General features: G+C 62.4%; 19 protein-coding genes and 1 riboswitch. Of the genes, 12 read left to right on the forward strand and 7 right to left on the reverse strand.

Annotated elements, in window-relative coordinates; all coding sequences use genetic code 11:
* The first annotated feature begins 85 nt into the window (after positions 1-85).
* The 4 genes from ACX82Z_RS03165 (at position 86) to glpK (ending at position 5,005) form a co-directional block, all read left to right on the forward strand.
* On the forward strand, positions 86-1,090 hold the full coding sequence (locus ACX82Z_RS03165) for an Ldh family oxidoreductase (protein ID WP_459586697.1): 1,005 nt from the start codon (positions 86-88) through the stop codon (positions 1,088-1,090).
* Between the two features lie 65 nt (positions 1,091-1,155).
* The gene (locus ACX82Z_RS03170) at positions 1,156-1,920 is read left to right on the forward strand and encodes a DeoR/GlpR family DNA-binding transcription regulator (RefSeq protein WP_459586698.1); all 765 of its coding nucleotides are present in this window, start codon (positions 1,156-1,158) and stop codon (positions 1,918-1,920) included.
* 72 nt (positions 1,921-1,992) lie between these two features.
* Positions 1,993-3,495, forward strand: coding sequence for a glycerol-3-phosphate dehydrogenase (glpD, locus tag ACX82Z_RS03175; protein WP_459586699.1), 1,503 nt, complete (start codon positions 1,993-1,995; stop codon positions 3,493-3,495).
* Positions 3,496-3,517: 22 nt separating this feature from the next.
* Positions 3,518-5,005 (forward strand): glycerol kinase GlpK, encoded by a 1,488-nt coding sequence (glpK, locus tag ACX82Z_RS03180; protein ID WP_459586701.1) that lies wholly within the window; start codon positions 3,518-3,520, stop codon positions 5,003-5,005.
* 1 nt (position 5,006) lies between these two features.
* On the opposite strand, the gene exbD is transcribed toward glpK, so the two are convergent.
* The 6 genes from exbD to ACX82Z_RS03210 are packed head-to-tail and all read right to left on the reverse strand — an operon-like array spanning position 5,007 to position 10,822.
* Positions 5,007-5,441 (reverse strand): TonB system transport protein ExbD, encoded by a 435-nt coding sequence (exbD, locus tag ACX82Z_RS03185; protein ID WP_459586702.1) that lies wholly within the window; start codon positions 5,439-5,441, stop codon positions 5,007-5,009.
* Between the two features lie 4 nt (positions 5,442-5,445).
* A complete protein-coding gene (gene exbB / locus ACX82Z_RS03190; protein WP_459586703.1) occupies positions 5,446-6,258 on the reverse strand; it encodes a tonB-system energizer ExbB in 813 nt (270 codons plus the stop codon).
* A 1-nt stretch (position 6,259) separates the two neighbouring features.
* Complete coding sequence (locus ACX82Z_RS03195; RefSeq protein WP_459586704.1) at positions 6,260-7,048, reverse strand: ABC transporter ATP-binding protein; 789 nt, start codon at positions 7,046-7,048, stop codon at positions 6,260-6,262.
* Positions 7,048-8,025, reverse strand: coding sequence for a FecCD family ABC transporter permease (locus tag ACX82Z_RS03200; protein ID WP_459586705.1), 978 nt, complete (start codon positions 8,023-8,025; stop codon positions 7,048-7,050). The genes ACX82Z_RS03195 and ACX82Z_RS03200 overlap by 1 nt, the downstream gene beginning before the upstream one ends.
* Before the next feature lie 8 nt (positions 8,026-8,033).
* Entirely contained in the window at positions 8,034-8,897 is an 864-nt protein-coding gene (locus ACX82Z_RS03205; RefSeq protein WP_459586706.1) for an ABC transporter substrate-binding protein, read from the reverse strand.
* Positions 8,897-10,822 carry a TonB-dependent receptor plug domain-containing protein gene (locus ACX82Z_RS03210; protein ID WP_459586707.1) on the reverse strand — a complete coding sequence of 642 codons (1,926 nt, stop codon included), beginning with the start codon at positions 10,820-10,822 and terminating at the stop codon, positions 8,897-8,899. The genes ACX82Z_RS03205 and ACX82Z_RS03210 overlap by 1 nt, the downstream gene beginning before the upstream one ends.
* A 144-nt stretch (positions 10,823-10,966) precedes the next feature.
* Positions 10,967-11,162, reverse strand: a riboswitch (cobalamin riboswitch).
* Between the two features lie 276 nt (positions 11,163-11,438).
* Here ACX82Z_RS03210 and ACX82Z_RS03215 point away from each other — a divergent pair.
* The 4 genes from ACX82Z_RS03215 to ACX82Z_RS03230 all read left to right on the forward strand — a co-directional run bounded on the left by ACX82Z_RS03215 (position 11,439) and on the right by ACX82Z_RS03230 (position 17,867).
* Entirely contained in the window at positions 11,439-13,109 is a 1,671-nt protein-coding gene (locus tag ACX82Z_RS03215) for an ABC transporter substrate-binding protein (protein WP_459586708.1), read from the forward strand.
* Positions 13,110-13,225: 116 nt separating this feature from the next.
* The gene (locus ACX82Z_RS03220; protein WP_459586709.1) at positions 13,226-14,260 is read left to right on the forward strand and encodes an ABC transporter permease; all 1,035 of its coding nucleotides are present in this window, start codon (positions 13,226-13,228) and stop codon (positions 14,258-14,260) included.
* Positions 14,261-14,263: 3 nt separating this feature from the next.
* The gene (locus tag ACX82Z_RS03225) at positions 14,264-15,418 is read left to right on the forward strand and encodes an ABC transporter permease (RefSeq protein WP_459586710.1); all 1,155 of its coding nucleotides are present in this window, start codon (positions 14,264-14,266) and stop codon (positions 15,416-15,418) included.
* Positions 15,419-15,422: 4 nt separating this feature from the next.
* A complete protein-coding gene (locus tag ACX82Z_RS03230) occupies positions 15,423-17,867 on the forward strand; it encodes a dipeptide ABC transporter ATP-binding protein (RefSeq protein ID WP_459586711.1) in 2,445 nt (814 codons plus the stop codon).
* Between the two features lie 3 nt (positions 17,868-17,870).
* On the opposite strand, the gene ACX82Z_RS03235 is transcribed toward ACX82Z_RS03230, so the two are convergent.
* Positions 17,871-18,569, reverse strand: coding sequence for a fumarylacetoacetate hydrolase family protein (locus ACX82Z_RS03235; protein WP_459586712.1), 699 nt, complete (start codon positions 18,567-18,569; stop codon positions 17,871-17,873).
* Between the two features lie 164 nt (positions 18,570-18,733).
* Between ACX82Z_RS03235 and ACX82Z_RS03240 the strand changes: the two genes are divergently transcribed.
* From ACX82Z_RS03240 to ACX82Z_RS03255, 4 genes are all read left to right on the forward strand, one after another.
* Positions 18,734-20,098 carry an NAD(P)-dependent oxidoreductase gene (locus ACX82Z_RS03240; protein WP_459586713.1) on the forward strand — a complete coding sequence of 455 codons (1,365 nt, stop codon included), beginning with the start codon at positions 18,734-18,736 and terminating at the stop codon, positions 20,096-20,098.
* Between the two features lie 2 nt (positions 20,099-20,100).
* A complete protein-coding gene (preA, locus tag ACX82Z_RS03245) occupies positions 20,101-21,414 on the forward strand; it encodes an NAD-dependent dihydropyrimidine dehydrogenase subunit PreA (RefSeq protein WP_459586714.1) in 1,314 nt (437 codons plus the stop codon).
* 78 nt (positions 21,415-21,492) lie between these two features.
* Positions 21,493-22,413 carry a DMT family transporter gene (locus ACX82Z_RS03250; protein WP_459586715.1) on the forward strand — a complete coding sequence of 307 codons (921 nt, stop codon included), beginning with the start codon at positions 21,493-21,495 and terminating at the stop codon, positions 22,411-22,413.
* A gap of 18 nt (positions 22,414-22,431) precedes the next feature.
* A complete protein-coding gene (locus tag ACX82Z_RS03255) occupies positions 22,432-22,827 on the forward strand; it encodes a PaaI family thioesterase (protein ID WP_459911603.1) in 396 nt (131 codons plus the stop codon).
* The last annotated feature ends 23 nt before the right edge of the window (positions 22,828-22,850 follow it).

A 22,850-nucleotide genomic window follows, 5' to 3' on the forward strand; every position in this document is an offset into this window, starting at 1 on the left:
CATTTTTACATGCGAAGGCACCATGTGCCGGCCACAAGCGAATCGGATATGCGGCTTGGGAACCGTACCGAAAGGCCGACATCGAATGAGCGATCTGACCCTGTCACTGGAAGAGGCGAGCCGTCTCATCGTCGATGCGCTTACGGCTTGCGATACCGCGCTGGACAACGCACGGGCCGTTGCGAAGGCACTTGTCGGAGCCGAGCTTGCAGGGCAGGGCGGTCATGGATTGCGCCGCGTGCCAGCCTATTCCGCCCAGGCGAAGGCCGGCAAGGTCAAGGGACATGCACAGGCGACCGTCGAGCGGGTGCGGCCGGGTGCGGTCGCCGTCGACGGTCATTTCGGATTCGCCTATCCGGCGCTCGATCTTGCTGTAACGGAGCTTTCAAAAATGGCACCGCTACAGGGCATCGCCATCGCCGGCATCCGCCGCTCGCACCATGCGGGCGTTGCGGGCCTCACCGTCGAGGCGCTGGCCGAGCGTGGGCTTGCCGCGCTGATGTTCGCCAACGCACCGGCCTCGATGGCTCCGTGGGGCGGGCGTCGTCCGCTGTTCGGAACCGATCCGATTGCGTTTGCGTGCCCGACCGAGGGCGGCCCTCCCATCGTCGTCGACGTATCGCTCTCCAAGGTGGCGCGCGGCAAGATCATGGCGGCACGGCAGAAGAACGAGCCGATCCCCGAGGGCTGGGCGCTCGACCCCGAAGGCAATCCGACGACCGATGCCGCCGCCGGCATGGCGGGAACCATGATCCCGCTCGGCGACGCGAAGGGTACGGCGCTGGCGTTGATGGTTGAACTCATGTGCGCCGGGCTGACTGGCGCGAATTACGCCTATGAGCAGACCTCGCTTTTCGACGATCAGGGCGATCCGCCCGGATGCGGTCAGGCGATCATCGCGATTGATCCGGCAATATTCGGCGGGCAGGCGACCGCCAGATTCGCCGAAATGGCGGACGCGATCGCGGGAACGGAAGGCGCGCGCGTGCCAGGCCACCGCCGGATCGCGCTGCGTGATAAGCTGACTCGCGAGGGCATCACCACCGAGCGCGCGCTGATCGAGGAGATCGAGGCGATTGCGCGGGGATAGTCGAATTTCGGCTGCGTTCGGTTTCGAATTGCACTAGAAGGACGGAAAACGAAAGCGGGCCATTCATGTTTCTTCTGCCACGCCACGCCGAAATCGTCCAACTTGCCAAGGATCAGGGGCGTGTCCTCGTCGAGGAGCTTGCCGAACGGTTCGAGGTGTCCCCTCAGACGATCCGCAAGGATCTGAACGAGCTTTGCGACAAGCGTCTTCTGGCGCGCATCCATGGCGGCGCGGTGATGCCGTCGGGCATCGAGAACATGGAATACGAGGCGCGCCGGCGTATCGCGGCGGACGAAAAACAGGCGATCGGGTTTGCCGCCGCCGCGCTCGTACCCGACAACGCATCGCTTTTCATCAATATCGGAACGACGACGGAAGCCGTCTCCGAAGCACTGGTCGACCACAAGGGATTGATGGTCATCACCAACAACATCAACGTCGCCAACCGCATGCGCGTGCGCCCATCCATCGAGGTCGTGATCGCAGGTGGTGTCGTGCGCGGATCGGATGGCGGCGTCGTCGGCGAGGCGGCGGTCGACTTTTTCAGGCAGTTCAAGGCTGATTACGCGGTGATCGGCGCATCGGCGATCGACGAGGATGGCGCGCTTCTGGATTTCGATTTCCGCGAAGTGAAAGTCGCGCAAGCCATTATCGCCAATGCCCGGCATGTGATCCTCGTCGCCGACTCGACCAAGTTCGAACGCTCCGCGCCGGTGCGGATCGCGCATCTTTCGCAGGTGTCGAGTTTCGTCACCGACCGATGCCCAAGCGATGCGATCCGGTCGATCTGCAGGGAAGCGGGCGTGCAACTGGTGGAAACGAATAGCTGAGAGCAATCCGCCCTTGGATTTCAGGTGAGTTTCACTTAGATTTCGTTTGATTTCGAATAACGGATTTCAGGCGTGACCAGCGAAACGACCTACGACATCTTCATCATCGGTGGCGGCATCAATGGCTGTGGCATCGCGCGCGATGCGGCAGGGCGCGGCTATTCGGTGTTTCTGGCCGAGATGAACGATCTGGCGAGTGGCACCTCGTCGTGGTCGACCAAGCTGATCCATGGCGGTTTGCGCTATCTGGAGCACTATGAATTCCGGCTCGTGCGCGAGGCTTTGAAGGAGCGCGAGGTGCTCTGGAAGAGCGCGCCGCACATCATCTGGCCGATGCGGTTCGTGCTGCCCTATCACAAGGGACTTCGCCCGGCATGGCTGCTGCGGCTCGGCCTCTTCCTCTACGACCATATCGGCGGGCGCAAACTCCTGCCGAAGACCGAAGTGCTCGACATGACGACCGATCCGGCGGCAAGGCCGCTGAAGCCGATCTTCTCGAAGGCGTTCGAATATTCGGATTGCGGCGTCGACGATGCGCGTCTCGTGGTTCTCAACGCGCGCGACGCGGCCGACAGGGGCGCGGTTATCCGCACGCGCACCAAGGTCGTCGCGGCGCGGCGCGAGGCGGACGGCTGGGCCATCGACATCGAGGATCGGGTTTCCGGCGCACGCGAGACGGTGCGAGCCAGGCTGCTCGTCAATGCCGGCGGCCCATGGGTCGACAAGGTGCTGACGCAGACGGTCGGGCACGACGTCCACAATGTCCGTCTCGTTCAGGGCAGCCATATCGTCATCAGGAAAAAGTTCGACGATCCGCGCGCCTATTTCTTCCAGAACCCGGATGGGCGCATCATTTTCGCGATCCCCTACCATGACGATTTCACCATGATCGGGACGACGGACCGCGACTATGAGGGCGATCCGAAGGACGTGGCGATCAGCGACGAGGAAATCGACTATCTCATCGCCTGCGCCAGTGAGTATTTCGCCCAGCCGGTGAAGCGCGATGACATCGTATGGACTTTCTCCGGCGTCAGGCCGCTTTACGACGATGGTGCGTCGAAGGCGCAGGAAGCAACGCGCGACTACGTGCTGAAGGCGGATACGGACGGCGCGCCGCTCGTCAACATCTTCGGCGGCAAAATCACGACCTATCGCCGGCTTGCCGAATCGATGCTCGAAAAAATCGAAGGGCTGATCGGCAAAAAGGGGAAGGCGTGGACGGCTGACGGCTCGTTGCCGGGTGGCGACTTCGCGGTCGGCACGTTCGATGAGGAAGTGCGGCGGCTTCGCGCCGACTACGCATTCATCGACGCGCGTATGGCGCGCCGGCTCATACGGCTTTACGGGACGCGCGCGCGGACGATTCTTGGCTCGGCGAAATCTTCGGTCGATCTTGGCCGACATTTCGGGAAGGACCTTTACGAGGCGGAAGTTCGCTATCTCGTGGCCCATGAGTGGGCGATGAGCGCCGAGGATGTGTTATGGCGGCGTACGAAGCGGGGCCTCGTCCTGTCGAAAGACGAGGCGGGCGCGCTCGACCATTTCATGCGGGACACCGCCAAGGCCGCCTAGAGGACAATGGGGGAGGATTTTTATGGGTGGGTTCGTTCTCGCGATCGATCAGGGCACGACTTCGAGCCGCGCCATCGTCTTCGACGACAGGATGGAAATCGTTGGCGTCGGCCAGCAGGAATTCGCTCAGCATTTTCCGAAGTCGGGCTGGGTCGAACACGATGCGAACGAAATCTGGGACAGCGTCGTTGCGGTGATAAAGGCCGCACTGGACGATGCCGGGATCTCGGCAGGCGACGTCGCTGCCATCGGCATCACCAACCAGCGCGAGACGGTCGTCGTCTGGGACAAGGCGACGGGCGAGCCGATCCACAACGCGATCGTGTGGCAGGACCGGCGCACGGCGCAGCTTTGCCACGACATGAAGGAAAAGGGGCTTGAAGAGGTCTTTTCGCAAAAGACCGGGCTTCTGCTCGACCCGTATTTTTCCGGCACCAAGCTTGCCTGGCTGCTCGACAATGTTTCCGGCGCGCGTGAGCGCGCGGAGAGCGGCGAACTTCTTGCCGGCACGATCGACGCCTTCCTTATCTGGAAGCTGACGGGCGGTGCGGCGCATGTGACGGACGCGACCAACGCATCTCGCACGCTTCTTTTCAACATCGAGACAAATGCGTGGGACGGGGAACTCGCCGAGCACCTCAATGTGCCGCTCCAAATGCTGCCGGAGGTTCTCGACAGTTCCGACGATTTCGGTGTGACCGACGAAGCGCTTTTCGGCGCGGCAATCCCGATCCTCGGTGTCGCGGGCGATCAGCAGGCAGCGACAATCGGACAGGCGTGTTTTTCGCCCGGCATGATGAAATCGACCTACGGCACAGGCTGCTTTGCGGTGCTCAACACGGGCGGAACGCTTGTTCGCTCGAACAACCGGCTTTTGACGACGATTGCCTATCGTCTCGACGGTGAAACCACATATGCGCTGGAAGGCTCGATCTTCGTGGCGGGCGCGGCGGTGCAATGGCTGCGTGACGGCATCGGCGTCATCGGCAAGGCGGAGGAAAGCGGCGAACTGGCAACGCAGGCCGACGAGAGCCAGGAAGTCTACCTCGTGCCGGCCTTTGTCGGGCTCGGCGCGCCGCACTGGGATGCGGAGGCGCGCGGCGCGATCTTCGGACTGACGCGTTCGACGGGGCCGGCCGAGTTCGCGCGAGCCGCGCTCGAATCCGTCGCCTTCCAGACGCGCGACCTTCTCGATGCGATGAAAAAAGACTGGACGGAAGGTGGCGAGACCGTGCTGCGGGTCGATGGCGGCATGGTCGCGTCGAACTGGACGATGCAGCGTCTTTCCGACCTTCTCGACGCGCCTGTGGATCGGCCAACGATCCTCGAGACGACCGCGCTCGGCGCAGCATGGCTTGCCGGATCCCGCGCGGGCGTGTGGCCCGGCATGGAAGATTTTGCGAAAGCGTGGAAGCTCGAGCGCCGTTTCGAGCCGCAAATGGACGACGATTTGCGCGAAGAAAAGCTCGCCGGCTGGCGCGATGCCGTCCGGCGAACCTTGAGCGCGTAATCTATTCGCTTCTGGCGGGCGCTTCGAGACCGACGAGCGCGATCGACAAATAGCCGGCGGCTCGCATGTCGTTCATCACTTCCATCAAATCGCCATAGGCGACGGCACGGTCGGCGCGCAGATAGATGCGCGCCTCACGGTCGCCGCCGGTGCGTTCGTCGAGTGCCGCGCGCAGAGCACCTTCCTCGACATCGTCATCGCCGAGCGCCAGCGTCAGGTCGTTGCGCACGGTGAGATAGACCGGATCGTCGACACGCTGTCCGGGGGCCGCATTCGATGAAGGCAGGTCGACATTGACGTCGACAGTCGCCAGAGGTGCGGCCACCATGAAGATGATGAGCAGCACGAGCATGATGTCGATGAAGGGCACCACGTTGATCTCGTGGCTTTCCTCCATATCGCCGCTTTCGGTGCCGCGTTTGATACCGCCTGCCATGATGTTACTCCGCTGCTTCGCGCGTACCGGTGAACCGGCGGTAGTCGAGATCGCGGGAAACGAGGCGCTCGACCCCGGACGCCACATCGGCGAGCGACGCGCGATAGCCGACGATGGAGCGGGCAAAGATGTTGTAGAAGACGACCGCCGGAATGGCCGCGACCAGACCCAGCGCCGTCGCGAGCAGCGCTTCGGCAATGCCCGGCGCGACGATGGCGAGGTTCGAGGTCTGCGCCTCGGCGATGCCGATGAACGAATTCATGATACCCCAGACCGTGCCGAACAGGCCGACGAACGGTGCGACGGAACCGACGGATGCGAGGATGCCGGTGCCTTTCGACAGGTTGCGTCCGGCATTGGCCTCGATGCGGCCAAGACGCGACGACACGCGCTCCTTCAGGCCTTCGCCGCCCGCGCTTGAAATCGCGGGGCTGGATTGACGTGCCTCATCGACCGCCGCCTTGACCATGGCGGCACCGGCACCGGCGCGGCTTCCCAGTGCCTTTTCGGCTTCGCCGAGCGTCGGTGCCTTGGAAACGATGCGCAGCGCACCGGCGACCTGGCGCTTGGCGCGTCCGATTTCCAGCGTCTTCATCAGGAAGACGGCCCAGGTGACGACGGAGGCCAGGGCCAGACCGATCATGACGCCCTTGACCACCCAATCGGCGGCCATGAACATACCCACCGCTGACAGATCATGCGCCATCGGCGCGAGCGTGCCTTCCAGCCCCGGCTCCTGGGCAAGCGCAGGCAGCGCGGCACCGAAAAGCGCCACAGCGGTGAGGGCCGCACGCGAAATTCCAAGTCTCAGTGTCATGTCAATCCGTTTCCGTCCGTTCGCCAAGGGAGGAAAGACCGGTCGGGGCAAGCACCATTCCGCAGCTATCGGCGGAAATCATGGCTTCGATCCCGAACACATCCGCAAGGGTGATTGCCGTCAAAGTATCTGTCGGCCGACCAGCGGCGTAAATCCTTCCTGAATTAGTCAGGATTACCCTATCACACCAGCGCGCGGCCAAGGTCAAGTCGTGAAGCGATACGAAAATCGATTTGCCGCGTGCCGCATGCGCGCGCAGAGCGGCCATCATCGTCATCTGATGGGCCGGATCGAGGCCCGCGACCGGCTCGTCGGCGATGAGAAGCGGCGTTTCCTGCGCAAGCGCGCGGGCTGCCAGAACGCGGGCCTGCTCGCCGCCGGAGAGCTCCGTCACGGGGCGCTTTGCCAGATCGGCGACGTCCATCGCCTCCATAGCATCGGCGATCGCGGCTTCGTCGTGTGCTGAAAAGCCGCCCATTCCGCGCCATGGAGAACGCGCCAGCTTGACGACGTTTTCCACCGATAGCGGCCAGGCGATCGTTCGGGCCTGCGGCAGAAAAGCGACGAGCCTCGCGCGCTCGCGTTCACTGATCCCGCCAAGCGCGCGGCCATCTATCTCGACCGAGCCGGCAAAGGGCAAAAGACCGCAAAGCGCGCGCATGAGCGTCGATTTTCCCGCACCGTTCGGCCCGAGAAGTCCGACGACTTCGCCGCGCTGAAGGTCGAGGTCGATGCCGTTCAGGATCGGTCGATCCGAAAGGCTGACGGACAGGTTTCGCGCTAACAGCATCAGAACAACTCCCGCCTGCTGCGCACCACCAGCCACAGGAAAAACGGCGCGCCGATGAGTGCGGTCAGGACGCCGACATTCAATTCGCGCGTCGGCACCACGACCCGCGCGGCGATATCGGCAGCCAGCAAAAGCGCGCCGCCGCCGAGTGCACTCGGCAAAAGAAGGCTCGACGGCAGGCGATCGGTGAAGGGGCGCACAAGATGCGGAACGACGAGACCGACGAAGCCGATCGCGCCCGCGACGGCCGTTCCCGCGCCGACACAAAGCGCCGTGCCGCCGACGACCAGCGTGCGAACCACGGATAGGCGCACGCCAAGGCTTGCTGCCGCTTCCTCGCCAAGCGACAGCGCGTCGAGCGCCCGCGCCGTCATTGCCAGCATGATCCAGCCCGCCGCCATCAAAGGCAGGGCAAGCCAGACATGGCTCATCGAACGGTCGCGAAGCGAGCCGAGCAGCCAGAAGATGATCTCGTAGCTGGCGAAGGGGTTCGGCGACAGGTTGAGGACAAGGGAGGTCAGCGCCCCGGCAAGGCTGGTCAGCGCAACGCCCGCGAGGATCAGCGTCAGGGTTGCGCCGGCGCGTGCTGCGATGCCGAGCAGAAGCACGACGGAAAGCGCCGCACCGGCAAGCGCGCCTGCGGGCAGTGCATAAAGCGATGCGCCGGCAAGGCCGGTGTAGAAGATCGCGACCGCGCCGAACGAGGCCGACGCCGTGATGCCTATGATGCCGGGTTCGGCGAGCGGATTGCGCAGGAGCCCTTGCAGCACGGCACCTGACAGGCCGAGACCGATCCCGACCGTCAGCGCCAGAAGCGCGCGCGGCAGCCGGATATCCTGCATAATGATCATGGCTGCCTCGTCGCCGCCCGCAAACAGGCCCGTCACGCTCGATGCAAGATCGAGATCGGCCGGTCCGATCAGCAGGGAGGCGACCGTGAGGATGACGCAGGCAAGGGCGAGGATGGCGTTCAGCATGGCGCTCTTTACTGCGTTTCGTCGCAGGGCGCGATCTCCTCGCGCAACTCGGTCAAGGCGCGAACGGCCTCGATGACGAAGGGTGCGCCACAGGCCCAGGCGCCTTGCGGCACGAATGCGCCGACCCTTGCGCCATCCAGCGCCTTCAAGGCCGGATGGCTGACGAACTGGTCGGCGAGCGCGGGCGCTCCCTCGACGGGTTCAGACAGGATGACGATGTCGGGCCGGTGCGAGACGAGTTGTTCGAGGGGCAGGGGCGTCATGGCCGAATAGCCGAGCTCGGCGGCAAGGTTCGTCAGGCCAGCGGCTTCCATAGCGCTGTCGGCAAGCGTGCCCGCGCCCAGCACTACGCCGTTTTGCTCATAGGCGATGGCGGTGGGGCGGGTAGGGCACTGGCGCGCGCGCAGAGTTTCAAGTTCGCGCTCGTAGTCGCGGGCGATCGTTTCGGCGCGTTCGCTCTGTCCGACGATCGCGCCCATGCGCCGGAGTTCAGCGGGAACTGTGTCGACCGTGTTGTCGTAGGCGAATTCCTCGACATGGAAATCGAGGCGCTGAAGCAGGCTCGTCGTGTTGTGAAGGCTGAACGTGCCGGTGACGACGATGTCTGGCTTCGACAGGAACACCTCTTCGGCCCGTCCGCCATTCTTGGGGTAGTTCGCTGCCTCTTCATCGAGAAAGGAAAGCGTCGGGTCCGTCGAAAGATCGGACAAAGAGACGATCTGACCGGGATCGGCCAGAAGCAGCACGAGCTGGTCCGTGCACACATTCATCGACATGACGCGCGGCGGGTCGGCGGCGAATGCAGGCGCAGTCAACGCGAGGGTAAAGGCGGCGGCGCGCAGAATGAATTGTCCGCGCGCCGCCCTTTTCATCAGAAGGTCGACCGGAAGCCGGCGAAGACGCCGATGCCGGGCGTATTGAAGCCACGCACCGTCTGGTAGTCCTGATCGAGCAGGTTTTCGCCGCGCACGTAAAGCTCCGTGGATTCGGTCGCCTGGTAAGAGACCTTGGCGTTTAGGAGGACGTAGTCGTCGAGTTTGACGCGGCCGTTGACTCCAGAAAAGCCAAATGGTCCGGCGACGCTGCTCACGATGATTTCGTCTTCACTGTCAACGGCAATTTTGGCTGTGCCGGAAATAGCCCATTTCTCGGCGGGCTTGTATGTCGTCGTGAGCGCAATTTCGTGGCGTGGAACGCGCAAGTTGCGGTTGCCGTTGGCGTCCTGCGTATGTGTGTAGGTGTATGCTGCGCCTAGCGAGAGCCAATCATTGGCTTCATAGACTAGCGACGCTTCCACGCCTCGCTGACGCGAAGTGCCGGGAACCTGTGCATAGCTGCCACCAGCAAACTGAATCAAGTTGTCAATGTCGAGCATGAAATAGGTCAAGTCGGCAGCAAGGCTATTATTGAACCGATACTCCAAGCCAACGTCGAATGAGACGCTTTCTTCCGGCTCCAGATCGGTGTTGCCAACGAAGGGACCGAATAATTCGTATAGGCTCGGTGCGCGAAAGCCGGTGCCGAACGAACTATGAAGGCGATATCCGCTTTCGCCAAAGCGATAAGATCCTGTCGCCCGATATGTGAGATTATCACCAAATTCGGAGTGATCATCATATCGCACACCGCCTGATAGGTTCAATAATTCAGTTGGCTCCAGAACCGCTTGTGTCCAAACGCCAGCGAGAGAAAATGAATCGTCTGTATCGGAGCCGTAGCTATCGACCGTTTGCGCTCTTTGCCGCTCGTAATCGGCGCCATATTGAAGCAGCAGCCACTCATTAACGTCGAGTGAGCCTTGATAATCTATCTTCCGGCGCTCGCCGACATAATCAGCATCGAACGGGCCGAATGCAGGGTGATTCGAGTCAATTGTGCGATCGACCTCAAAGTGCTGGACCGAAAGCGTATTCTTCAAGCGGCCATCGAGGAAATTGGCATTGAAGCCGACGCGCATTCCGATCTGCTCGTTATCGTTAACATTTACGTCGGTATCCTGTGGCTCAATAATCTCCCCGGTGACGCTATCTACATAGCGGTCTACATCGTAGTCAGCGTCGGCGTCGATGTAGAGCAGGGAACCGAACACCGATACGACCTCGTTCAGGCGATATTCGCCCGTCGCGTCGAACGTCACATTCTCATAGCCGTCCCGCTCGCTGCCGCCCGCTGCTGCAGAAATGCCGTCGGTGCGGAAGCCGGTGATGTTGATTGCGGCACGTCCGGCATCGTTGGCTGCACGCAGGCCGTAGCCCCCACGAACGGTTCCGCGCGAGCCGGCTTCGCCATGGAGGATGTGCGAGATGCCGGGCTCGATATCGCCGAGGGTCGAAAACGAGATCACGCCCGCGATTGCATCCGAACCATAAAGCGTCGACTGGGAGCCTTTCAGCACCTCGATGGACTCGAGGCCACCAGAGAGGAGATACTGATAGGAGGTCTGAACCTGCGTGCTCGTTGGATCGCCGATATCGATACCGTTATAGAGCGTCTTGACGTAGCGGCGCGGCGCGCCGCGCACGGACAGCGATCCCTCCGCGCCCGGGCCGCCGGGTGATGATACGGAGATGCCTGGCAGGCGCTCCAGATAGTCGACGGCGAGCGGCAGGTCCTGCTCTTCCATCTCCATACGCGTGACCGTCTCGACCCGCGAGCCGGAGCGTTCGGCCTCTGTCGGCGCGCGGTTCGGCGTAATGACGATCTGCGGCAGTTCGGTGAACTGCGCATGCGCGGGCAGGCTTGCCAATATGGCGATTGCAGATGCAGCGCAGGCCGCGCCCAGTTTGAAAGCGTACATTCGGTCCCCCGATATCCGGCCTGCGGCCGGAACCCATCTTTTCAAAGATGCTGGAGAAACCTGCGGACCGCCCCGATCCGGCTTCGCCAGCGATGACATATGTCACCACTGCGAAACCACAGCCCCGGACGCTCCCCGCATCCGGCAAAGGTGACGCTCAAGGCAGGTTTCCTGGCTCGCGCTTCAGCGGATCATTCACCTTCCCGGGCACCGCCCAGTGGTTTTCGAATGTCCTCTGCGCTTACAGTTGCGGGGGCAGCCGCGGCTCGGACAAATCGTCCTTCCGCATTCCCTCTTAGCCGGCGTTGCTCGCACCGGCACCTCAAGCTGAAAATTACGTAGCAAGCACTGGGAGTGACGGTCAATCACGTCATTGGCGGGGCCGACCGGACGTCACGCGATGTTGCCTGGCAGCAACGGCCGTTCGGGATTACACTGCGTCATATTTGGTCGCAAAAGATGCCAAAACGGGGTGTTCGATGTCGCTTTTACGCCAACGGAACGGCCGGCCTGGTATCAAATTATAGTCGAACATCCTGATCTGGCGGGGTTTTTGACATTCGCCCACCGATACGGGATGGTAGGGAACATCAGGAACAAACGGGAGATCGGTGGCATGAGTTTCTTCAGAAGTAGCGGGAACCGCGTTCCCGAACACGTCGAGAAGATGGCAGAGGATGTGAAGGCCGGACGCGTCGACCGACGCGAATTCCTCGCCATCGCGTCCGTCTTCGGGGCCTCGACCGCGCTTGCCTATTCGATGATCGGCCTCGCCGCACCTTCGAAGGCGCTGGCGCAGGATGAAGCGCTTGGCGAGCCGGTGACAGGCGGCGTCCTGCGCGTGGCCATGTTCGTCAAGGCAAACAAGGACCCGCGCACGGCCGACTGGTCCGAAATCTCCAACGGCATGCGCCAGTCGCTCGAGCCGCTCGTCAAGTACACGCGCGAGTTCACCTTCGAAGGCAAGCTTCTCGAAAGCTGGGAAGCCAACGACGACGCCACCGAGTACGTTCTCAACGTGCGGCAGGGCGTGACGTGGACAAACGGCGATGAATTCAACGCAGACGACGTCATCTACAATCTGACGCGCTGGGCCGACGGCACTGCTGAAGGCAACTCGATGGCGACCCGCGTCGCCTCGATGATCGACCCCGACACCAACAAGCTGCGCGAAGGCGCGATCGAACGCGTCGACGATTACACGGTCAAGCTGATCCTGTCGGAGCCGGACGTTTCGATCATTCCGGGCTTCTCGGATTATCCTGCGCTGGTCGTTCACCCCACCTTCGACGAGACGGGCGCGGACTGGGTCGCCAATCCGATCGGCACCGGTCCGTTCGAACTCGTTTCCTATTCGGTCGGTGATCGTATCGAGTTCAAGCGGCGCGAAAACGGCGCGTGGTGGGATGGCGAAGCCTATCTCGACGGCGTCGAATTCATCGATTACGGCACCGATCCGTCGGCGATGGTCAACGCGTTCGAAGCGCTCGAAATCCATACGAACTACGAGACGACCGCCGACTATCTCGACATCATGGACAGCCTCGGTCTCGTGCGTTCGGAGGTTTTGACCTCGACCACGCTGACCATTCGCATGAACGTCGACAACGCACCTTACGACGACCAGAACGTGCGCAAGGCCGTTCAGCTCGGCGTCGACAACAACGCTATCCTGGCGCTTGGCATCGACGGTGCGGGCGAAAAGGCCGACAACTACCATGTCGCGCCGATCCAGCCCGACCACGTCCAGATCGCCACGCATGAGCGCGACGTCGACCGTGCCAAGCAGTTGATGGAAGAAGCCGGCCAGATGGATTTCGAGCACGAGATCATCTCGGTCGACGAGACCTGGCACCGCAACTCGTGCGACGCGGTGGCCGCACAGCTTCGCGAGGCCGGGTTCCGCGTCAAGCGGACCGTGCTTCCCGGTTCGACCTTCTGGAACGACTGGACCAAGTATCCTTTCTCGGCGACCAACTGGAACATGCGCCCGCTCGGCATCCAGGTCATCGCGCTCGGTTACCGCACCGGCGGCAGTTGGAACGAGACTGCGTTCTCCAATGAGGAACTCGACGGCCTGATCGCCGAAGCCCTTTCGATCGCCGATTCGGAAGAGCGTCAGTCGGTCATGGAGCGGATCGAGACGATCATCCAGGATTCGGGCATCATCATCCAGCCCTACTGGCGCACGCTCTACAACCACTCCGTAGAGGCGGTGAAGAACCACGGCATGCACCCGACCTTCGAGATCGATCTCGGCAAGGTCTGGCTTGACGAAAGCGCCTGACGCGCCATCTCGTCACAGCGCGGATACGCGACATGAAGGCGAGGGGCGGCAACGGCCCTCGCCGACTGTACCGGGGAACATAACTATAAAACCCCAACCAGAACGGCAGGGGGCACATGCTGGGTTTCATCGTGAAGCGGTTGGGCGTCATGGCCATAACCATGGTCTGCCTGACGCTCGTCGTCTTTTTTCTCGTCAATCTCGACCCGAACCTGCGGCGGCTCGCGATCAGCCAGCTCGACATGCGCACGCCAGACGCGCAGATCGAAAGCTGGCTCGAACGCAACGGCTATCGCGAACCGTTCCTGATCCGCTACGGGCAATGGCTCGGCGTGGTGCAAAAGGAACCGGCCGTCGATGAAAACGGGCAGGCGGTGAGCCGCTTCGCCTTCTGTTCGGAGCCGACGGAGCCATCCTATTCCGGCATCCTGCAGGGCCAGTGGGGCTGTTCGACCACTTTTCGCACGAATGTCGAGAATCGGCTTTTCCCCGGACTGGCAGCTACCGGCAAGCTGATGTTCTGGGTCATGGTGACGATGGTGCCGGTCGCGCTCATCATGGGCATATTCGCCGGTATGCGGGAGGGAACGCGAACTGACCGGACGCTTTCCGTCGCCGCGATCACCACGACGGCGACGCCCGAATATGTCTCGGGCGTCATTTTCACCGTTATCTTCGCCTCATGGCTCGGCTGGCTGAACGGCTCGGCCGCCAGCGCCACCGCGCAAGGCATCACTTTTTCCAATTTCACGCTGCCTGTGATGACGATGGCGATCTACGGCATCGGCTATATCGCCCGCATGACCCGCGCCTCGATGGTCGAGGTGATGACCCAGCAATATATCCGCACCGCGCGGCTCAAGGGGCTCAGCTTCCGCTCCGTCGTGGTCAAGCACGCGCTGCGCAACGCGCTGATCGCGCCATTCACCGTCATCATGCTGCAGTTCCCTTGGCTGCTTACGGGCGTTGTCATCGTCGAGGTGATGTTCCGCTATCAGGGCTTCGGCTTCATGCTAGTGGAGGCTGCCGGCAACAACGACATCGATATGCTTTTGGCAGCGTCGCTGGTGTCGGTCTTCGTCGTCCTGTCGACGCAGCTCATTTCCGACATCGGTTACGCCTATCTCAATCCACGGATCAGGGTGCAGTAGGCCATGTATGAATACCTGACCGTTCCGCAGATCATCACCGGCATATTGTGGCAGCTTTGGCCCGTCTGGGCGGCGCTTGCCGTGGTGCTCTCGCTGTCATTCGCCTTTCGCAAGCGCCTCGGCCTCTACGGCGAACTCTTCGGCTCCGGCGTCGGCGTCGCCGGTGTCAGCCTGTGCTATTTCTGGCTGTTCACGGCGATATTCGCTTCCCTCATCGCGCCTTTCAATCCGCTGGCGCAGGTGCTGATCATGAAGGATTCGCTGCCCGGCGCGATCGATCCCGAATCCGGCAAGGCGTTCCTTCTGGGCGGTGACAGGCTGGCGCGCGACATCTTCTCGCGCACGGTCTATGGCAGCCAGATCGTGCTCCTGATCGCGCCGGCCGCGACCGGTTTCGCGCTGATGGTCGGCACTACGCTTGGACTGCCGGCCGGCTATTACGGCGGGCGGATCGACGGTGTTCTGTCGTTCCTTGCCAATCTGGTGCTCGCCTTCCCGGTGATCCTGCTCTTCTACCTGCTGGTGACGCCGGGCATCATGGAAACACCCATTCCCTACGCAATGGCGGGCGTGTTCTTCCTGTTCCCGATCATCTTCTTCGCCACGCTCTTTTATACGCGCAACAAGCACCGACCGGGGCTGCTGGCGATCCAGCTCGGACTGACCCTGCTCATCGGCGGGTGGATCTATGCGGGCCTCGTTTTCAACGCCGATCCGCTCGGCATCGTCAGCATCGCGCCGAACGAGCTGAACATCTTCGTCGCGGTCGTGTTCGCGTCCTCACCGGGCGTCTTCCGCATCGTGCGCGGCCTCGTGATGGACATCAAGACGCGCGACTATGTCGCCGCCGCGCAGACGCGTGGTGAAACGCCATGGTACATCATGCTTTGGGAAGTGCTGCCCAATGCGCGCGGGCCGCTGATCGTGGATGCGTGCCTTCGCATCGGCTACACCACCATCCTGCTCGGAACGCTCGGCTATTTCGGCCTCGGCCTGTCGCCTGAAAGCCCCGATTGGGGAACCGCGATCAAGGATGCGAGCCGGCTGTTGCGTGCCTTCATCCACCCCGCCTTGCCGCCCGTCATCGCGCTGATGAGCTTCGTGCTCGGGCTTAACCTGCTCGCTGACGCCCTGCGCGAACAATCGCTGAAGGATTGAGGCCATGAACGAGACCGTCGCCCCCAAAAGCGTCGAGAACGCCGAGCCGATTCTCGAGATCGAGAACCTGTCGATTTCCTTCTTCACCAAGCGCGGCGAAATCCCGGCCGTTATGGATTTTTCCTGCACGGTGATGCCCGGCGAGGCGATGGGCATCGTCGGCGAGAGCGGATGCGGCAAGTCGACTGTCTCGCTCGGCATCATGCGCGACCTTTCCAATGTGGGTAAGATCGTCGGCGGGCGGATCAAGTTCCAGGGCCGCGACATGGGCGATATGTCGGAAGCCGAACTCCGTGCCGTTCGCGGCAACAAGATCGCGATGATCTATCAGGAGCCGATGGCGAGCCTGAACCCGGCCATGAAGGTTGGCCGGCAGTTGATGGAAGTGCCGATCATCCACGACAAGGTCGACAAAAAGGAAGCCTACGACCGCGCGCTGGAAATGCTAACCGCCGTGCGCCTGCCGGACCCGGCGCGTATGATGGACTCCTATCCGCACCAGCTTTCCGGCGGCCAGCAGCAACGCATCGTCATTGCGATGGCGCTGCTTTCTAAGCCCGCGCTGTTGCTTCTGGACGAACCGACGACCGCGCTCGACGTGACCGTGGAAGCGGGTATCGTCCAACTCGTGAAGGATCTCGGAAAGCGCTTCGGCACGTCGATGATCTTCGTGTCGCACAATCTCGGCCTGATCCTGGAAACCTGCGACAAGATCACGGTGATGTATTCGGGCGAGGCGGTGGAGACCGGGACGATCCGCGACGTGTTCGACCATATGCGCCATCCCTATACGCAAGGTCTGTTCCGCTCGATCCCGCTGCCGGGCGCGGACAAGAATTCGCGCCCGCTGATCGCTATTCCGGGGCAACTGCCGTTGCCGCATGAACGGCCGAAGGGCTGCAATTTCGGTCCTCGTTGCCATCATTTCGTAGAGGGCGTTTGCAACGCCGCCGAAATTCCGATGGTCAAGGTCGGCGAGCATCAGGAGCATTTCAGCCGCTGCGTGCGCTTCGACCAGATTGACTGGTCGGCTCTGCCGGAAGGCGCGAAGACCGAAAAGGAAGCGGTCACGCCCGGTGCGCCGGCGCTGAAGATCGACAAGCTGAAAAAATATTATCACGTCGCCGCGAACGCCATTTTCGGCGGTGGCGACACGCGCACCGTCAAGGCCAACGAGCAGATCAGCTTCGAGGCGCGCGAAAGCGAGACGGTGGCGATCGTCGGCGAATCGGGCTGCGGAAAATCGACGCTGGCCAAGGTCCTGCTTGGGCTGGAGACGGCGACCGAAGGCAGCGTGACGCTCGGCAACAAGCCGATCGGCGACACAGGCATCGAGAATCGCGACACGGATACGATCTCTTCGATCCAGATGGTGTTCCAAAACCCGTTCGACACGCTCAACCCAAGCCATTCGGTCGGCTCGCAGATCATCCGCACGCTGGAGAAGTTCAAGGTCGGCAATTCGACCGCCGAGCGACGCCAGCGCATGTTCGAACTGCTTGATCTGGTGAAACTGCCTCGTGCGTTCGCAACGCGCATGCCACGCCAGCTTTCGGGTGGGCAGAAGCAGCGCATCGGCGTCGCGCGTGCCTTTGCCGGCAACGCCAAGGTGGTGGTGGCAGACGAGCCGGTTTCCGCGCTCGACGTGTCCGTGCAGGCGGCTGTCACCGAACTCTTGATGGACATCCAGCGCAAGAACAAGACGACGATGCTGTTCATCAGCCACGATCTGTCGGTCGTGCGCTATCTCGCGGACCGCGTGGTGGTCATGTATCTCGGCCATATCGTCGAGCAGGGCACGACCGACCAGATTTTCGCGCCGCCCTATCATCCTTATACGGAGGCGCTGCTTTCGGCGATTCCGATCGCCGATACGTCGGTCGTCAAGAAGCACATCGTGCTCGAAGGCGATATTCCCTCGGCCATGAACCCGCCATCGGGCTGCCCGTTCCAGACGCGCTGCCGCTGGAAGGAACGTGTTCCGGGAAACAAGTGCGAAACGGAACTGCCGCCTTTGCGCGATCTCGGCGGCGGGCATATGAGCCTTTGCTGGCTGCCTGACGAGGAACTGCGCTCGATGGAGCCGGTGATCAGCTTCGACGGCGACAAGACTGCCGACGCAGCGGCTGCCGTACCGGCCGAGGATGCGCCGCGCCGAGGCGTGGAGGATGCAGGCCAGCACCCGGTCGAAGGGCGCGACCCGGTCGAGACCGCGTCGAAGGAGATGTCCGCTCTTCCCGGCGAATCCGCGCCCGAAAAGACGCTGACGGAAGTGGGCGAGGGCCGCGAGGCGGCGAGCGCCGAAGTGATGCCTGGACTGGCGAAAACGCCGGAAGAGGACGCGGCGGGTGGACAGGCCACGCCCGTGGCGTCACGTCCCGTAGATTACGCCGAGTCGCCAGAAGAAGCGCGCCGGATGATCGGCGCGAAACCGACCGCGCCCAACTGACGCCTATCCGCCGCGCGGAACGACCGAAAGCGCGATCTTGCCGATGCCGTCGATGCCGGCTTCCACGCGGTCGCCGGGTGTAAGCGCGCCGACGCCGGCAGGCGTTCCCGTCATGATGAGGTCGCCGGGAGCCAGCGCCACCGACCGGCTGGCCGCCGCGATGATTTCCGGAACGTTCCAGATCTGCTCGGTAAGATCGCCGTTCTGGCGCGTTTCGCCATCGATCGAAAGCCAGATACGGCCGGTCGCCGGATGGCCGCTCCGCTCAACGGGCACCAGCGGCGATACGGGCGCGGAAAAGTCGAATCCCTTGGCCCAATCCCATGGACGCGCGGCCTTTTTGGCTTCGTCCTGCAAGTCGCGGCGCGTCAGATCGATGCCGACGCCGTAGCCCCAGACATGGCCGAGTGCTTCATTGGGATCGATGTCGATGCCGGCCTTTCCGATTGCGACGACCAGTTCGACCTCGTGATGCAGATTTTGGGTGAGTGCCGGGTAGGGAATGTCGTTTGCTGCATCGAACACGGCATCGGCCGGTTTCGTGAAAAAGAAGGGCGGGTCGCGCTCGTCATTGCCCATTTCGCGCGCGTGGGCGGCGTAGTTGCGGCCGACGCAAAAGACGCGGCGAATGGGGAAGCGCTCGGCGCTGTCGGCGATTGCAAGCGAGGCTTGCGGCGGCGGAGAAAATGCGAAATCGGTCATGATGTCTGCTTACAAGGCGCAGCGGCGCGCGCCAAGCGGCAATAACTGGATAATAATAGTCATATTATTCAGGCGTTTGCGTCGGCAAATCCAAATTTTGACCGATTGATAAAAAAAGAATCCGTGCTAGCCTTTCCCCACAGTCAATAAGAATGGGGAACCAGATGGCTGACGGCCTTTACAAGGAGGGCATTGCCGCCGAGCGGCTCGCGCCCGAGCAATATGTGGCGAACTTCGCCGATCTGCATCCGCTGCTCGACAGGCACGAAGCGCTGGTCGAATCGGATCGCTGCTATTTCTGCTATGACGCGCCGTGCATGCAGGCATGCCCGACCTCGATCGACATTCCGATGTTCATCCGCCAGATTTCGACCGGCAATCCGGTCGGATCGGCCAAGACAATTTTCGATCAGAACATTTTGGGCGGCATGTGCGCCCGCGTGTGCCCGACCGAGACGCTGTGCGAGGAAGTGTGCGTGCGCGAGGTAGCCGAAGGTAAGCCGGTGCAGATCGGCCGCCTGCAGCGCTACGCGACCGACACGGCGATGGAGCGCGGCATCCAGTTCTATGAGCGCGCGGCCGATACCGGGCGTCATGTCGCGGTCGTCGGCGCAGGTCCTGCCGGGCTTGCCTGCGCGCATCGGCTCGCCATGCACGGCCACAAAGTGACAATCTATGAGGCACGGCCGAAGGCCGGCGGCCTCAACGAATACGGGATCGCAGCCTACAAGGCGCCCGAGCATTTCGCGCAGGAGGAAGTCGATTACGTTTTGTCGATCGGCAATATCGAGGTGCGGAACGACCAGATCATGGGCCGCGACTTCTCGCTTTCCGACCTGACCGGCCGTCATGATGCGGTGTTTCTGGGCGCAGGGCTTTCGGGCGTCAACGCGCTTCAGGCAGACGGAGAGGATGTCGAAGGCGTCGAGAACGCCGTCGATTTCATCGCGACGATCCGCCAGGCGTCCGACATGTCGAAGCTCAGCGTCGGCCGGCGCGTCGTCGTCATTGGCGGCGGCATGACGGCTGTCGACGCCGCCGTCCAGTCGAAGCTGCTGGGGGCCGAACAGGTGACGATCTGCTACCGCCGCGGCAAGGAAGCCATGAACGCATCCGAGTTCGAGCAGGATCTCGCAGCCTCCAAGGGCGTGACGATCCGGCACTGGCTGAAGCCTTCGCGCATCCTTTCTGACGACGGCAAGGCCACCGGCATCGAGATGGAATACACCGCCATGCGTGACGGCAAACTGGCCGGAACGGGCGAGACCGTTCGCATCGAGGCCGACCAGATATTCAAGGCTATCGGCCAGACCTTCGATCCCGTGCCGCTCAACGGTTCGGGCGCGGCGGTCGCCATGGAAGCGGGACGCATCAAGGTCGATGCGGAAGGCCGCACATCGCTCGAAAAGGTCTGGGCCGGCGGCGATTGCATCTTCGGCGGTAACGACCTGACCGTCTCTGCCGTCGCGCAGGGGCGCGACGCAGCCGAAAGTATCAACCGGGCACTCGGCTCCAACGGGAGGGCATGAGCATGGCAGACATTCGTTCGAACTTCGTCGGCATCAAGTCGCCCAATCCGTTCTGGCTGGCCTCCGCGCCGCCGACCGACAAAGCCTATAATGTCGTGCGCGCCTTCAAGGCGGGGTGGGGCGGTGTCGTGTGGAAGACGCTCGGCGAAGAAGGTCCACCCGTCGTCAACGTCAACGGGCCGCGCTACGGCGCGATCTGGGGCGCGGACCGGCGGTTGCTCGGCCTCAACAATATCGAGCTCATTACCGACCGCGACCTTGAGACCAACCTTCGCGAGATCAAGCAGGTCAAACGTGACTGGCCGGATCGGGCAATGGTCGTCTCGATCATGGTGCCGTGTACGGAAGATGCCTGGAAGGCGATCCTTCCGCGCGTCGAGGAGACCGGCGCGGACGGGATCGAGCTCAATTTCGGCTGTCCGCACGGCATGAGCGAGCGCGGCATGGGCGCGGCCGTCGGGCAGGTGCCCGAATATATCGAAATGGTCGTGCGCTGGTGCAAACAATATACGCGCATGCCGGTCATCACCAAGCTGACGCCGAACATCACCGACATCCGCAAGCCTGCGCGCGCGGCGCATGCCGGCGGCACGGACGCCGTTTCGCTGATCAACACGATCAACTCGATCACCTCGGTCGATCTCGACGATTTCGCGCCCCAGCCGACCATCGACGGCAAGGGCACGCATGGCGGCTATTGCGGCCCGGCGGTCAAACCGATCGCGATGAACATGGTGGCGGAAATCGCACGAGACGCGGAGACGCGCGGCCTGCCGATCTCGGCGATCGGCGGCATCACGACATGGCGGGACGCGGCGGAGTTCATGGCGCTCGGCGCAGGAACCGCGCAGGTCTGCACCGCTGCCATGACCTACGGCTTCAAGATCGTCGAGGAGATGATCGACGGACTGAAGAACTGGATGGACGAAAAGGGCCATCGCGACCTCGACGACATCGTCGGACGGGCGGTTCCGAACGTCACCGACTGGCAATATCTCAACCTCAATTATGTCACCAAGGCGCATATCGACCAGGATCTGTGCATCAAATGCGGGCGTTGCCACATCGCCTGCGAGGACACTTCGCATCAGGCGATCACGTCGATGGTCGACGGAAAGCGCCATTTCGAGGTGATCGACGAAGAATGCGTCGGCTGCAATCTGTGCGTCAATGTCTGCCCGGTCGAAGGGTGCATCGACATGGTGCCGCTGGCGGCCGGTGCGATGGACAAGCGAACCGACCGGACGGTCTCGCCGGATTACGCGAACTGGACCACACATCCGAACAACCCTGCCGCAAAGGTTGCGGCCGAATAGGCTTGCGCGGATTTTCGTTACGGGATGAATTGCGACGGGCGCGGGAGACTGCGCCCGTCGTCTTTCGGGAGGGAAGCATTGGCGGATATCACCATCAAGCACGCACACGCGAAAGGGCGCGACAAGCTCGTCGGGCATCTGGCGATGCTGTGTTTCGCCGCGCTCGTCTCGGGTTCCTATTCGATCGGAGCGATGGCCGCGCCACATATCGGCCCGGGTGCGATCAACGCGGTGCGCTTTGTCTTCGGCATCTGCGTCATGGCAACCGCCGTGGCGCTTTTGAACCGGGGCCGCATTCCAGCGCCAAAGGCCGTATGGCGATACGGCGTGCTCGGCTTTCTGATGGCCGTTTTCTTCATCACCATGTTCATCGCCCTGCGGCTGACGACGCCCGTCGCCACGGGTGCGGTGTTCACGCTCATGCCGCTGATGGCAGCCGGTTTCGGATTTCTGTTTCTGGGCGAGATGCCGCGCGCACTGGTGCTTGTCAGCCTCGTCGTCGCAGCCAGCGGGGCGGTGTGGGTCATCTTCCGCGGCGATCTTGCCGCGCTGATGGCGTTCGATCTGGGCGCGGGCGAACTCATCTTTTTCATCGGCGTCGCCTGTCATGCCGCCTACGCGCCGCTGGTGCGCCGGCTCAATCGCGGCGAGGCACTGCCGGTCTTCACGCTATGGACGCTGTTTGCCACCGGAGCATGGATCACCCTTTACGCGTTGCCGGAAATCTTCTCGACGAACTGGACCGCACTGCCGGCGATCGTGTGGATCGCGGTCGCCTATCTCGCCGTCTTTACGACGGCCGGAACGACATTCCTCGTCCAGTTCGGCACGATGCGCCTGCCGGCCGCCAAGGTCATGGCCTATACCTATCTGAGCCCGGCCTTCATCATTCTCTATGAAGGGCTGCTGGGCCATGGCTGGGCGAGCGGTGCGGTCGCCGTCGGCGCGCTGATCACGATGGCTGCATTGTTCGTCCTCGCCGTGGCGCCGGACGCTTAAGGAGGCGCTGTGACCGACATGCTCGAATTCGGCCGTGCGGTGCTAGCCGCGCAACCGTTCAGCCAACTTCTTGGAACCGAGCTTCTCGCATTCGAGCCGGGCAGGGCGGAACTGGCACTCGACCTTAAACCCGACCACCTCCAGCAGCACGGCTTTGCCCATGGCGGCGTCGTCAGCTATCTGGCTGACAACGCGCTCACCTTTGCAGGTGGATCGGTCCTCGGCGATTCCGTCACCCTTGAATACAAGATCAACTATCTGCGTCCGGCCATCGGCCGCCGACTGATTGCCCGCTCTCGCGTGACCGGCAGTGGCAAGACGCAGGCCGTCTGCCATTGTGACGTGTTCGTGCTCGGCGATGGCGCGGAAAAGATGTGTGCAACCGCGCAAGGCACGATACGCAAGGCCGGATGAGGAATAGTTTATTTGTTCAATGT

Source organism: Aliihoeflea sp. PC F10.4, from assembly GCF_054612275.1.

What these genes read in the sequence shown, in the direction of transcription:
- ACX82Z_RS03165 (WP_459586697.1), top strand. Translation starts at nt 86, where the DNA reads ATGAGCGATCTGACCCTGTCACTGGAAGAGGCGAGCCGTCTCATCGTC.
- ACX82Z_RS03170 (WP_459586698.1), top strand. Translation starts at nt 1,156, where the DNA reads ATGTTTCTTCTGCCACGCCACGCCGAAATCGTCCAACTTGCCAAGGAT.
- glpK (WP_459586701.1), top strand. Translation starts at nt 3,518, where the DNA reads ATGGGTGGGTTCGTTCTCGCGATCGATCAGGGCACGACTTCGAGCCGC.
- exbD (WP_459586702.1), bottom strand. Translation starts at nt 5,441, where the DNA reads ATGGCAGGCGGTATCAAACGCGGCACCGAAAGCGGCGATATGGAGGAA.
- exbB (WP_459586703.1), bottom strand. Translation starts at nt 6,258, where the DNA reads ATGACACTGAGACTTGGAATTTCGCGTGCGGCCCTCACCGCTGTGGCG.
- ACX82Z_RS03195 (WP_459586704.1), bottom strand. Translation starts at nt 7,048, where the DNA reads ATGCTGTTAGCGCGAAACCTGTCCGTCAGCCTTTCGGATCGACCGATC.
- ACX82Z_RS03200 (WP_459586705.1), bottom strand. Translation starts at nt 8,025, where the DNA reads ATGCTGAACGCCATCCTCGCCCTTGCCTGCGTCATCCTCACGGTCGCC.
- ACX82Z_RS03205 (WP_459586706.1), bottom strand. Translation starts at nt 8,897, where the DNA reads ATGAAAAGGGCGGCGCGCGGACAATTCATTCTGCGCGCCGCCGCCTTT.
- ACX82Z_RS03210 (WP_459586707.1), bottom strand. Translation starts at nt 10,822, where the DNA reads ATGTACGCTTTCAAACTGGGCGCGGCCTGCGCTGCATCTGCAATCGCC.
- ACX82Z_RS03215 (WP_459586708.1), top strand. Translation starts at nt 11,439, where the DNA reads ATGAGTTTCTTCAGAAGTAGCGGGAACCGCGTTCCCGAACACGTCGAG.
- ACX82Z_RS03220 (WP_459586709.1), top strand. Translation starts at nt 13,226, where the DNA reads ATGCTGGGTTTCATCGTGAAGCGGTTGGGCGTCATGGCCATAACCATG.
- ACX82Z_RS03225 (WP_459586710.1), top strand. Translation starts at nt 14,264, where the DNA reads ATGTATGAATACCTGACCGTTCCGCAGATCATCACCGGCATATTGTGG.
- ACX82Z_RS03230 (WP_459586711.1), top strand. Translation starts at nt 15,423, where the DNA reads ATGAACGAGACCGTCGCCCCCAAAAGCGTCGAGAACGCCGAGCCGATT.
- ACX82Z_RS03235 (WP_459586712.1), bottom strand. Translation starts at nt 18,569, where the DNA reads ATGACCGATTTCGCATTTTCTCCGCCGCCGCAAGCCTCGCTTGCAATC.
- ACX82Z_RS03240 (WP_459586713.1), top strand. Translation starts at nt 18,734, where the DNA reads ATGGCTGACGGCCTTTACAAGGAGGGCATTGCCGCCGAGCGGCTCGCG.
- preA (WP_459586714.1), top strand. Translation starts at nt 20,101, where the DNA reads ATGGCAGACATTCGTTCGAACTTCGTCGGCATCAAGTCGCCCAATCCG.
- ACX82Z_RS03255 (WP_459911603.1), top strand. Translation starts at nt 22,432, where the DNA reads ATGCTCGAATTCGGCCGTGCGGTGCTAGCCGCGCAACCGTTCAGCCAA.